This is a genomic window from Rhodothalassium salexigens DSM 2132 (genome assembly GCF_004341375.1).
GTDB lineage: Bacteria > Pseudomonadota > Alphaproteobacteria > Sphingomonadales > Rhodothalassiaceae > Rhodothalassium > Rhodothalassium salexigens.
In genome coordinates this window covers 419662-431398 of record NZ_SLXO01000001.1, presented here as the reverse complement: position 1 = coordinate 431398, position 11737 = coordinate 419662, and the positions used below count along the sequence as shown (strand labels likewise).

Annotated in this window: 12 protein-coding genes; 5 read left to right on the top strand and 7 right to left on the bottom strand. The window is 68.7% G+C overall.

Annotated features, from left to right (window positions below; genetic code table 11):
* Positions 1-15: 15 nt before the first annotated feature.
* Positions 16-1176: an NAD(P)/FAD-dependent oxidoreductase gene (locus tag EV659_RS01855; protein WP_132706919.1), complete on the bottom strand. Its 1161-nt coding sequence runs from the start codon at positions 1174-1176 to the stop codon at positions 16-18.
* A gap of 34 nt (positions 1177-1210) precedes the next feature.
* On the bottom strand, positions 1211-2152 hold the full coding sequence (locus EV659_RS01850; protein WP_132706917.1) for a dihydrodipicolinate synthase family protein: 942 nt from the start codon (positions 2150-2152) through the stop codon (positions 1211-1213).
* 543 nt (positions 2153-2695) lie between these two features.
* On the opposite strand from EV659_RS01850, the gene EV659_RS01845 reads away from it, so the two are divergent.
* From EV659_RS01845 to EV659_RS01835, 3 genes are read left to right on the top strand one after another with little or no spacing between them, the layout of a single operon-like run.
* Positions 2696-4111 carry a sodium-dependent transporter gene (locus EV659_RS01845; protein ID WP_165878650.1) on the top strand — a complete coding sequence of 472 codons (1416 nt, stop codon included), beginning with the start codon at positions 2696-2698 and terminating at the stop codon, positions 4109-4111.
* Between the two features lie 14 nt (positions 4112-4125).
* Positions 4126-4683: a VOC family protein gene (locus tag EV659_RS01840; RefSeq protein ID WP_132706913.1), complete on the top strand. Its 558-nt coding sequence runs from the start codon at positions 4126-4128 to the stop codon at positions 4681-4683.
* Complete coding sequence (locus EV659_RS01835) at positions 4680-5081, top strand: RidA family protein (protein ID WP_132706911.1); 402 nt, start codon at positions 4680-4682, stop codon at positions 5079-5081. Before EV659_RS01840 ends, EV659_RS01835 begins: the two co-directional genes overlap by 4 nt.
* A gap of 33 nt (positions 5082-5114) precedes the next feature.
* Here EV659_RS01835 and EV659_RS01830 read toward each other — a convergent pair whose 3' ends face one another.
* Entirely contained in the window at positions 5115-6014 is a 900-nt protein-coding gene (locus tag EV659_RS01830; protein ID WP_132706910.1) for a LysR family transcriptional regulator, read from the bottom strand.
* A gap of 204 nt (positions 6015-6218) precedes the next feature.
* On the opposite strand from EV659_RS01830, the gene EV659_RS01825 reads away from it, so the two are divergent.
* Positions 6219-8036, top strand: coding sequence for a DUF885 domain-containing protein (locus EV659_RS01825; RefSeq protein ID WP_132706908.1), 1818 nt, complete (start codon positions 6219-6221; stop codon positions 8034-8036).
* 88 nt (positions 8037-8124) lie between these two features.
* Here the strand turns inward: EV659_RS01825 and EV659_RS01820 are convergent, their stop codons facing one another.
* The 3 genes from EV659_RS01820 to EV659_RS01810 all read right to left on the bottom strand — a co-directional run bounded on the left by EV659_RS01820 (position 8125) and on the right by EV659_RS01810 (position 10080).
* Positions 8125-9297: a 5-(carboxyamino)imidazole ribonucleotide synthase gene (locus tag EV659_RS01820; protein ID WP_132706906.1), complete on the bottom strand. Its 1173-nt coding sequence runs from the start codon at positions 9295-9297 to the stop codon at positions 8125-8127.
* A complete protein-coding gene (gene purE, locus EV659_RS01815) occupies positions 9290-9784 on the bottom strand; it encodes a 5-(carboxyamino)imidazole ribonucleotide mutase (protein WP_132706905.1) in 495 nt (164 codons plus the stop codon). The genes EV659_RS01820 and purE overlap by 8 nt, the downstream gene beginning before the upstream one ends.
* Before the next feature lie 80 nt (positions 9785-9864).
* Entirely contained in the window at positions 9865-10080 is a 216-nt protein-coding gene (locus EV659_RS01810; protein ID WP_132706903.1) for a YdcH family protein, read from the bottom strand.
* A 265-nt stretch (positions 10081-10345) separates the two neighbouring features.
* On the opposite strand from EV659_RS01810, the gene EV659_RS01805 reads away from it, so the two are divergent.
* Entirely contained in the window at positions 10346-10513 is a 168-nt protein-coding gene (locus EV659_RS01805; RefSeq protein WP_132706902.1) for a YdcH family protein, read from the top strand.
* A gap of 291 nt (positions 10514-10804) precedes the next feature.
* On the opposite strand, the gene EV659_RS01800 is transcribed toward EV659_RS01805, so the two are convergent.
* A complete protein-coding gene (locus EV659_RS01800; RefSeq protein ID WP_132706901.1) occupies positions 10805-11497 on the bottom strand; it encodes a DUF1013 domain-containing protein in 693 nt (230 codons plus the stop codon).
* Positions 11498-11737: the final 240 nt, after the last annotated feature.

Below are 11737 nucleotides of genomic sequence, written 5' to 3'. Positions count from 1 at the left end.
GGCGAGCCCTCCCTTTCACAATCCCATGAACATGTTGAGATGAGCGAACCGGTCGGGGCTGTAGACGGTCGCCTGCGGGTCGCTGCGGCCGGTGGCGATCTGGTCGGCCAGTGTGGCCGCGAAGGCCGGGCCGAGGGTGAACCCCGACCCGGCGCCGACCACATAATAATCGGGCAGGGCGCTCAAGCGGCCGATCAGCGGCAATTGGTCGGTGCTGACGCCCACCGTGCCGGTCCAGGTGCGCAGCAGGGCCAGCCGGCCGAGCTCGGGCCAGACGCCGCAGGCGGTGGCCAGGTTGCGCGCGATGGTGCGCGGGAAGGCGCGCGGCCGCCGCCCCGGGTCGCCGAGGCGCGCCGGCCAGCCGCCGCCGACCAGGATGTTGCCGGCTTCCACCTGCTTCATGGACAGCGCCTTGCCGGCGTGCTGGATGAGGTGGCCCAGGCGCGGCGCGACCGGTTCGGTAACGGTCATCTGAAGGGCGACCGGCACGATCGGGATGTGCACATTGGCCAGCTGGCCCACGTCGCGCGCCCAGGCGCCGGCCGCGTTGACCAGCACCCGCGCCCGGATCCGCCGGCCGTCGGCGAGCGTGAGGCTCCACGCGCCGGCGCGCCGCTCGGTCGCCGTCACGCGCGCATGGGGGAAGAAGCGCGCGCCGCGCTCGGCCGCCCGGCGGGCATAGGCCAGGGTGGTCAGGCGCGGGTTGGCGTGGCCCTCGTCGGCGCAGTGGGCGGCGCCCAGGACCGTGTCGGCGACGCCGGGCAGGCGTGCGCGCACCTGCGCCTGGTCCAGCATCTGTGTATCCAGGCCCCAACGCGCCTCGACCGCCTGCTTGGCCTCCAGGCGCGCCATGTCCTCCGGCGTCTCGGCAAGCATCAGCCCGCCGTCCATGACCACGTCGAGCGGCGCGCGCAGCTCGGTTTCGAGGCCGCGCCACAGCGCCATGGCGCGCTTGGCCAGCGGGATGATCGCCGCCACCTGCTGGGCGAGTGCGTCGCCATGGGCGATCAGCCGGTGTTCCAGTTGGAAATGCAGCGACCCGGCATTGGCGCCCGACGCCTCGGCGTTCAACTCGCCCGCCTCCAGCACCGCCGGCGTGAGGCCGTGGCCGGTCAGGTAATAGGCGGCGGCCGTGCCTGCGAGACCGCCGCCGATGATCGCCACGTCATAGCTCATGGGTGCACCAGTCGGCGGCAAAGGAGACCGGCTGTCAAGGCGTCGCGTCGGCGTCCGCGACCGGCAGGCCCAGGTCCACGAGCGTCCGCCGCACAGCGTCGCGGCCGGCGCGATCCAGGTCGAGGAGCGGCCGGCGTACCGGGCCGCCGGGCAGGCCGCGCAGGTCGAGCGCGGTCTTGAGGATCGCCTGGGCCGAGCCGAAGCGGCCGGTGAAGCCGGGCGTGAACCAGTCGGTCATCAGCTTGCGATCGCGCTGGCCGAGCCGGCGGGCGCGCTCGATGTCGCCGTCCCAGATGGCGTCGAAGAAATCGGGATGGTCGCTGCCCAGCACCGCCCCGGCGCCCATCAGCCCATCGGCCTTGCCGGCCTGGAACAGCGCGATGCCCTCGTCGTTGGTGGGGATGCCGAACAACCGCAGCCGGGTGTGCAGGCGCTCGACCGTGGTCAGGAAGCGGTCCCAGTGGGGGGTCGAGTTCTTGAGTGCCACCACGGTGTCGATCTCGGCCAGGTCGGCCAGCAGGTCGGGCGTCATGTCCACATGGGTTCCCGGCGGCCAATTGTAGAGGCAGATCGGCAGCGGTGCCGCCGCCGCCACATCGGCATAGAAGACGGCGATTTCACGCGCGCTCGGCTTCACATAGGGCGGTGGGGTCAGCAACAGGCCGTCGAACCCGCTGTCGGCGGCCAGACGCGCCTTGGCCAGGCTGGTCTGGGCGTGGAAACTGTTGACCCCGGCGATCAAGGTCACCCGGCCGGCCAGGATCTCGCCCGCCCGGCGGAACAGCGCCGCCAGTTCGCGATCGCTGAGCGAGAACCATTCGCCGGTGGTGCCGGCGACCACCACGCCGTGCATGCGCTGGTCGCCCATCCAGCGCAACAGGCGCGTCCAGCCCTCCAGGTCGAGGCTGCCGTCGGGGTGGAAAGGGGTGGTGAGCGCGGGAAAGTAGCCTTTCCAGTCGACGGACGTGCGATCCATGGGCGGCGGTCCTTTGATCGTCAACGACTGGCCCGCGCGGTTCGGAGACACCCGCGGGGCCGGGGCCGATCCTCGGGCGAAAGGCGATCGGCGATCAATAGCAAGGTTGTTTCGATGTCGTTGCGTTCAAGGCAACGCCCACCGCGCACGCCCCGCCCGGTTTGGGCCCAGTCAGCCGGGCCAAGGTGCACCGAACGCAACACCATCGGCGATCGATGGGAATTGACAGCGAACAGGGGCCGCGCACAGGCTTCGGGGGCAACGATAAACAGAGGCCGGCGCCCAAGCCGGCGGAGCCAGGGAGCGACAGATGCGACAAGCTTGGACCGGCGACCGCGCCGGCGGGCGATGGGACGGCGGATTGGTCGGTATTCTCGGTCATGGATCGGGCCGGGCCGGTGCCAGGATGACGGCGCCCTGCGGCCGGACGGCACGGGCGGTGGCGCTTGGGTAGTCGGCGCCGGTGGTCGTGCGTCGTGTGCCGTCGGCGTGGCCCTTGGCGGCCGCGCCTTGTCCTGCCCCCCGCCGGGAAGGTTCGTCATCGTGGCGTTGACTGAGATTGGGACTGAGATCGGGTCTGAGACCGGGACCGACACGGGCACCGGAGCGGTGCCCAAGTGGACCAACAATTTCACCTTTCTGGCCGCCGCGATCGGCAGCGCGGTGGGGATCTCCAACATCTGGAAGTTCACCTATGTGGCCGGCGCCCATGGCGGCGGGGCGTTCGTGCTGGTCTATGTGCTGGCGCTGTTGGCGATCGCACTGCCCGCCTTGATCGCCGAGTTGACGATCGGCCGGCACGGCGGGCGCAGCGTTGTCGGCACTCTGGACACCATGGCGCATCAGGGCGAGGTGCACCGCCATTGGCGGCTCTTCGGCCTCGTCTGCATGATCGGCGTGTTCCTGGCGATGAGCTTCTATGCGGTGATCGCCGGCTGGACCATCGACTATTTCACCCTGGGGGTGAGCGGTCGTTTCGACGACCTGACCGCCGAGGCGTCGCCGCGGTTGTTCGCTGCCATGACCGGCGACCCGGTGCGCATGGCCGGCTTTATGGCCTTGTTCATCGCGTTGACCGCCATCATCGTCGCTCTCGGACTCAAGCGCGGGGTTGAGCGGTTCCTGGCCGTGATGACCCCGGGGCTGTTCGTCATCTTGGGGCTGTTGCTGGTCTATGCCATCGCCACGACGGATTTTCTGGCGGGGGCCGCGTTCCTGTTCGCGCCCGACTTCGCCAAGCTAACGCCGTCGATCGTCCTGATGGCGGTGGGGCAGAGCTTTTTCTCGCTCGGCGTCGGCCTCGGCGTGATCCTGACCATCGGTGCCTATACCCGGCGCGAGGTCAATCTGGCCCGCTCGGCGACGGTGATTGCGCTCGCCGACGGCGGGGTGGCGTTGGTCGCCGGCTTGGCGATCTTTCCCATCGTGCTGCACTACGGCCTGTCACCCGCCCAGGGACCGGGGCTGTTGTTCGAGACCCTGCCCATCGCGTTCGCGGAAATGCCCATGGGCCGGATCATCGGGCCGGCGTTCTTTCTGTTGATGGCGCTCGCCGCGCTGACCTCCACGGTCACCATCCTGGAATCGGTGGTCGCCAATTTCGAGGACCGCGGCCGCTGGCGGCGCGGGCCGGTCACCTGGTTGCTGGCGCTCGCCCTGGCGGTCATGGGGCTGGCGACCGTGTTGTCGTTCAACCGCTGGCAGGACGCCCGACCGCTTGGTTTTCTGCCCGTGTTCGCCGAGCGCAACGTGTTCGAAATCCTGGATTATGTGGTCTCCAACATCATCATGCCGGGCGGCGGCATCTGTGTGGCGATCATCGCCGGCTGGTTGATGCACCGTCCGGTGACGCTGGGCCAGACCGGGCTCGGTGACGGCGTCCTCTACCGATTGTGGCGCTTTTCCGTGCGCTATCTGGTGCCGTTCGCGATCGGTGCCGTGCTGGTGTTGAACCTGTGACGAGGGACCGGACCATGACCGAGCCGACCGACACCGCCACCGAGCGAGAAGGCCCGTTTCCCGGGTTCGAGGGGGTGGCCCATATGGGCTTGACGGTGCCCGATCTGGATGGCGCCATCGCGTTCTACCAGGCGGCGTTCGGTGTGCGCGTGGTCTACCGTCTCGGACCGCTCGACAGCGCCGCCATGCCCATGGCGGCGGACGGGCGTGACTGGACCGCCGCCCATATCGATGTGCCCGGCGCGCGCCTGCACATGGCGCTGGTGGAAGCACCGCCCAATCTGGCGTTGGAGCTGTTCCAGTACGACGCGCCGGCGGATCGCGTGCGCGTGCCGCCGCGCAACTGCGACGCCGGCGGGCACCATCTGAACCTCCGGGTGCGCGACCTCGACACGGCGGTGGACCATCTGACGGCCCATGGCTGCACACCGCTCGCTGGGCCGATCACCGCCGAGGAGGGACCGCTGGCGGCCATGGTCTCGCATTATCTGCGCGACCCTTGGGGCAACTATATCGAGTTGACCCGGTATCTGCCGCGTCGACCCCATCCGGCCACAGGAGGCCCGCCATGACCAACCGCGCTGTCAATCCGCCCGAGCTCTACGATGCGGTGGCCTATGGTTTTTCCCACGCCGTGCGCGCGCATGGCGGCACGCTTCTGCATCTGGCGGGGCAGGTGGCGTGGGACGGCGAGGGCCGGGTGGTGGGGCCCGGCGATCTGGCCGCCCAGGCGCGTCAGGTGCTGGCCAATCTGGGCGCGGTGCTGGCGTCGCAAGGGGCGGGGCCGGCGGATGTGGTCCGCCTGCGCACCTATGTGGTCGACTACAGCCCCGACAAAATGGCCGCGATCCTGCCCGCGCTGAAGACCTTCTATGGCGACGCGACACCGGCGGCCAACACGCTGATCGGCGTCCAGGCCCTGGCGCTGCCCGAGTTTCTGATCGAGATCGAGGCGACGGCGCAGCGTTGAGCGGCGCCGTGCCGGCGCCCATGGCCGCGGCGGTTACAGCGGCGTCGAGCGCTTGATCATCTCCAACAGACGATGCGCCCCGGCGGGCAGCTGGCGCCCGGCGCGGGTGATGATGTGCGCGGTGGGCCGGACCAGCGCGTCATTGTCGAGCGGCACGGCGTGAACCTCGCCGGCGGCGATCTCGCGGCTGAACACCGTCTGCGGCAGGATGGTGATGCCGGCGCCCGCGGTCACGAACCGGCGCAGCATGTAAAGCGAATTGGTGGTCAGCACCGGGCTCAGGAAGATCTCGTCGCGCGCCTCGGCCGCAGAAATCACCTGGCGGATGCGAAACGCACCGTCGACCAGCCCGATGGGATAGTCCTGCAACTGGCGCAGGCTGACCCGCTCGGCGCCGGCCAGATCATGACCTGCGCCCACGATGGCGGTAATCTCCAACGCGTTCGACCACCGCACCTGCAAGCGCGGTTCGTGGGGTGCCTGGATGACCAGCCCGAAATGCGCCTCGTCCTCGGTCACCTGGCGGACGATTTCGTTGGAATTGGCGATCGTCGCCTTGACCTTGAGGCCCGGATAGTCGCGGTTGAAGGTGGCGAGCGTGGCGTTCATGCGGTGGCTGATGAAACCTTCGCCCATGGCGATGGCGATGGTGCCCTCGCGCAGGCCGTGCAGGTCTTCGAGCCGTGACGCGAACACCTCGTCATGCGCCCGGCATTCGCGGAAATAGTCCAGCAGCAGGCCACCGGCTTCGGTGGGCAGAATCTGGCGCCGCCCCTTCTCGATCAGCGGCAGGCCGACCTCGCGTTCGAGCAGCGCGATCTGGCGACTGATCGACGACGGCGCCAGATTGAGCTTCTCACTGGCTGCGCGCATGGTGCCCGCCGTCACCGCCTCGTGGAAATAGAGCAGACGCTTCTGGTCGACCGATCGCATATCGCCTCGAATAATCTGGTGCGTCAAGCGCAACAATATGAGGAAAACACCCCTCTTGATGCAAATCTAAACCTAGCAGAGGATCGGGGGCGTGCAAGGGGGCAGCAGTGCGACGTCGGGTCGTGGCGGTGTCAGCCGACGCCGGCCCAAAACGTCAGATCAACAAAACCGACAGATCAAAGGGAGGCGATCATCGTTCGTTCCATGTCGATCCTTCGAGGCCGGACGGCGGCGCTTGCCGTTGCGTTGAGCCTGTCTCTATCCGGTCCGGTCGCGGGCGCGCACGTGTGTGCCGACCGGGCCAGCGACCCGGCGGTGGCGGCGGCGCTCGCCGCAGCGTTGGACGCCGCCGACGCGCGGTTGGTTTCGCTCGACCCATTGGGCGCGCTGCGCCGCGGCGACCGGTCGCGCGCCGCGTCGTTCGGTGCGCCGCTCGCCGACGCCACCCTTGAGGCCCGCCGCGCGGCGCACGCGGCGACGCTGGCCGATCTCGACGCCATCGAGCCCGAGGCGCTGGGGCAGGCGGATCGGCTGGCCTATCGGGTGTTGCGCTACGAGACCGAGCACGCCTTGAAGACCATCCGCTCGGGCGCGGCGCGGATCGATCAACTGACCCCGCTCGACACCTATTATGGCGCCCAGGTGTCGTTTCCCGACCTGTCCACCGGCAGCGGCACCGTGCGCTTCGAGACCGCCGCCGATTTCGAGGCCGGCTTGGCGCGCATGGACGGCTATGTGGCGCATCTGGACCGGATGGTCGCGCGGCTCGGCCAGGGGCTCGATAGCGGCCATGTGCAGGCGCGCTTGGTCGTCGACCAAGTGATCGGCCAGTTGGACGCCATGCTGGCCAGCCCGCTGGCCGACAGCCCGTTCCTCAAGCCGTTCGACGCGCCGGGGCTGACCCTCGACGCCGAGGCCGGCGCCCGCCTCGAAGCCGCCTACGAGGCCAAGGTGGCGCAGGCGATCCGCCCCGCCTATGCCCGGCTGCGTGCTTTTCTGGCCGATACCTACCGGGCGCGGGCGCGGACCCGGCCGGGGCTTTCGGCCATGACCGACGGGGCCATGCGCTATCGTTTGGCCGTCGAGCGCTACACCACCACCCGCCTGACGCCCGACGAGATCCACGCCTTTGGCCGTGCCGAGGTCGCCCGGCTGACCGAGGCGCTCGAAGACGCCCGTGCGCGCGCCGGTTTCGACGGCTCGCTGCAAGACTTCTTCACCTTCCTGCGCACCGACGACCGGTTCTATTTCGATCGCCCCGCGCCCTTGTTCGCCGGCTGGAAGGAGATCGAAGCGGATGTGCGCGCCGCCATGCCGCGCCTGTTCGACGCCATGCCGGCGGCCCGGTTCGCGATCCGGCCGCTGCCGGTGGCGGGGGAGAACCGGGGCGCTGGCTATTATCAGGCGCCGCCTGCTGATGGCTCGGCGCCGGGCATCCTGTTCGTCAATGTGAGCGACATGCGCTCGCGGCCCAAATACTATATGGAGACCCTGCTGCTCCACGAGGGTATCCCCGGCCACCACTATCAGTTGTCGCTGGTGCGTGAACAACCGGGCCTGCCGGACAAGCTGCGCTATGGTCGATTCACCGCCTATACCGAGGGCTGGGGGCTCTATGCCGAATCGCTGGGTCGCGACCTGGGGATGTTCGACGACCCCTATCAGTGGTTCGGTCGGCTCGACTACGAGATGATCCGGGCGATCCGGCTGGTGGTCGACACCGGCCTGCACCACAAGGGCTGGTCGCGCCAGCAGGCCATCGACTATATGCTCGCCCACACGTCCATGGCGCCCAAGGACGTGACGCTGGAGATCGATCGGTATATCTCCATGCCCGGCCAGGCGCTGGCCTACAAGATCGGCGAGGCGGTGCTGCAACGCCTGCGCGACCGGGCCGAGGCGGCGTTCGGCGACGCCTTCGACATCCGCGCCTTCCACACCCAGTTGCTCGACACCGGCGCCCTGCCGCTCGACCTGTTGGAAGCCAAGATCGACCGCTGGATCGCCTGCGCCGCCCCGTAACCGGCGGCGACGACCGCCGCCGGCGCGGGGCGCAGCCGGTCCCGGCCGCGGTGTCGGTTTCGGCGTCGGTTTCGGGGTCGGTTGCGGGTTAGGGGGCGGTGTGGGGGCGCACCCAGGTGACATGGCCCATCTTGCGCCCCGGTCGCGGCGTGCCTTTGCCGTAGAGATGCAGATGGGCGGTCGGGTCGGCCAGCACGCCGAGCCAGTCGAGCGCGGCGTCGCCGAGCAGGTTCTGCATCTCGACCGCGCCGAGCAGGTCGGTGGCGCCCAGGGGCCAGCCGGCGATGGCGCGGATGTGCTGGGCGAACTGGCTGGTGACCGCGCCTTCGATGGTCCAGTGGAACGAATTGTGGACCCGCGGCGCGATTTCGTTGGCCAGCACGCCGCCGTCCGCGGTCAAGAAGTATTCGACCGCGAGCGCGCCCACATAGTCGAGCGCCGCGGCGATCCGTTGGGCGTGGTCGGCGGCGGTGCGGGCGGCCGCGTCGGGGATTCGCGCCGGCGCCACCGAACGGGCGAGAATATGGTTTTCATGGCTGTTTTCGCTCACCGGGAAGGTCGCCGAGCGGCCGTCGGCGGTGCGCGCGGTGACCACGGAGATTTCCTTGTCGAACGCCACCACCCCTTCGACGATCAACTGCGCCGGGCCGAGCTGGTTCCACACCGCGTCCAGGTCGCCCGGCCCGTCGAGCCGCGCCTGGCCCTTGCCGTCATAGCCGAAGCGGCGGGTCTTGGCGATGCACGGATAGCCCACGGCGTCGGCGGCTTCGGCCAGCTCGCGGCGGGTTTCGGCGGCGCGGTAGGGGGCCGTGGCGACGCCGATGGCGTTGAGAAATTCCTTCTCCACCAGCCGGTCGTTGGCGGTCATCAGCGCCATTTCCGACGGCGCCAGGTGCGAGCGGGTCGACAGGTAAGCGATCGCCTCGGCGGGGATGTTCTCGAACTCGTAGGTGGCGACGGCGACCTGGTCGGCGAACAGCGCCAGCGCGCGTTGGTCGTCATAATCGGCGCAGGTGGCGTGGCTGGCGACCTGAAACGCCGGGCTGTCGGGGTCGGGGCAGTAGACATGGCTGCGCAGGCCCAATTGCGCCGCCGCCATGGCCAGCATGCGCCCCAACTGTCCGCCGCCCAGAATGCCCACCGTGTCGCCGGGCTGCAGCCGGGGCACCGTCGGGGTCTCGGGATCGCCCGGATCTGGGGTCGTGGTCTGGGCGTCGCCCGGTGTGCCGATGGCTGGGGTGGGGGCGCGGCGCTCAGTCATCGCTCGGGGTCTCCGGCACGCCGGCGGTCTGGGCGTCGCGATAGGCGTCGAGCCGGCTCGCCATCTCCGCGTCGTCGGTGGCCAGCATGGCGGCGGCGAACAGCGCCGCGTTGATTGCCCCGGCCTTGCCGATGGCGAAGGTGGCCACCGGCACGCCGCCGGGCATCTGGACGATCGACAACAGGCTGTCCTCGCCCTTCAGCGCGCGGCTTTCCACCGGCACGCCGAGCACCGGCACCGGCGTCAGCGCGGCGGCCATGCCCGGCAGGTGCGCCGCCCCGCCGGCGCCGGCGATGATCGCCTTGAGCCCGCGCGCCCGTGCCGTCTTGGCATAGTCGTAGAGCCGGTCGGGCGTGCGGTGGGCCGAGACCACGCGCGCCTCATAGGCCAGGTGGAGCCGGTCGAGCGTGGCGGCGGCGTGTTCCATGGTCGGCCAGTCGGACCGACTGCCCATGATCAGTCCTACGAGCGGAGCGGGATGTGTCATTGAGGTTGATCCGAGTTTCGACAAAAAGCGCGGGCCGCGTCGGCGGCACCGCAACGATGGGGAGGCGGCGGCCGGCGCGGTCAGGCGATGATGTCAGGGGTCAGCATGTCTTCGAGCCAGGCGATGCGGTCGCGCAGCGCCAATTTGCGCTTCTTGAGTCGCTGAAGTTGGAGAATGTCGCCCGACCCGGCGTCGGCGAGGGTATGGATCGCCAGGTCCAGGTCCCGGTGCTCCTCGCGCAGCGCCACCAGCGACGCCTCCAGGCTCTTCTTATCCATGATAGGGGGCGTGTTCATGCCCGCCGGTCTCCTGAAAGGGGTTTTTGGCGTCATACCACACGCGCCCGTACAGGGCATAGCCGTGCAACGCCAAGCCCGGCCCTGCCTAACAGGCGATCGCCTCAATTGAAATATTGTTTGGCTCAGAAAGACAGAACCGTGCGGTGTTAACGACTTACCCGATACGCCGTTCACAATTGCCCCGTTGACCCTTGTTCGCTCGTGACAGGCGCGGGGCGATCATGATCTACTGTTGATCTTCGTCAATAACAGGAGGCGCGCGATGTCTGTCCATGCTCATATGGAATCACTTCGCACCAAGCACCAGCAGATCGACCGGGCCCTGGCCCGCGAGACCGCCCGCCCTATGCCTGATGACGCAAAGATCGCTGAACTCAAGCGACAGAAGCTAAAACTCAAGGACACCCTGTCCAGGTTGACCACTCATTGATCGACGACCTGCATTCGGTCCTTACGTAATCTTTTTCCGGGTCCGGTTTTCGCCGGTCCCGGTCGTCCCCAGCGGGGCCCCGTCGCCACACGCCGCCGTCTTTTCGTGCCCGCCTACGCGGCCCGTGCCGTTGCTCAGTGCGCTTTTCCCTGATCATGGCTGCTTCGACCGGTCCGGACCCGGCGCCGCCCACGCTCTTCACACAGCCCGAGCGCGATTGTAGCGCCGATGGTATTGCCATCCCGGCCGCCGGGCCGGCGCGCGCGACGGTCGCTGCATCGGGCGTGCGGGTCAGTCCTTGGGCTGCTGCGGCCCGAACACCGATTCGACGGTCGGCGCGTCGTCTTCCTGGTCGGTCTCGGTCGAGCGGCCGGTGGACAGGAAGTCGCTGGGCGCCGGTTCCGGGGCCGGGCTGGGGTCGTTTTCATAGGCGGTCATGGTGCCGGCTTCGGCGGTCGCTTCGGCGCGCCGGCCGGCGGCTTTGGCCACCGCTTCGTCCAGTTCGAGCTGCTTGCAAAGGCCGAGCGCGACCGGGTCCACCGGCTTGATGTTGGCACTGTTCCAGTGCGAGCGGTCGCGGATCGATTGGATCGTCGGCTTGGTCGTGCCGACCAGGCGCGAGACCTGGGCGTCCGACAGTTCGGGATGGTGGCGCAACAGCCAGGCGATGGCGTCGGGCTTGTCCTGGCGCTTCGACACCGGGGTGTAGCGCGGGCCCTTGGTACGGCGCGCGGTCGGCACGTCGTCCTGCTTGAGTTGCAGATGGGCTTTGGGGTCTCCCTGACAGCGGTCCAGTTCGGCCTGGGTCAACTGACTGTTGGCCACCGGGTCCATACCGACGATGTTACTGGCCACCAGCCCGTCGGCAATGCCTTGTACCTCCAATTCGTGCAGATCGCAGAAATCGGCGATCTGCTTGAAGGTCAGGGACGTGTTGTCGACCAGCCAGACGGCGGTCGCCATGGGCATCAGCGGCTGTGTCATGGTGCCGGCTCCTTCATGGGTGAAACGGCAAAAAACGCCTGGGCGCGGGATCATGCCTCCCGCGCGGCGCCATCTTACCCACACATGTAGTGGAATTCGTTGCAATCGCCAATGTCGCTCATTCCGTGGGACGAAATCAAGCGCAAAGCTAGGGGCGCACAGGATTATATGGACGACTTGTCCGGGCGTGGCCCGCCCGGTCGCCGAACCGTCCGCCGGCCTCGCTGAGCGGCCACCCGG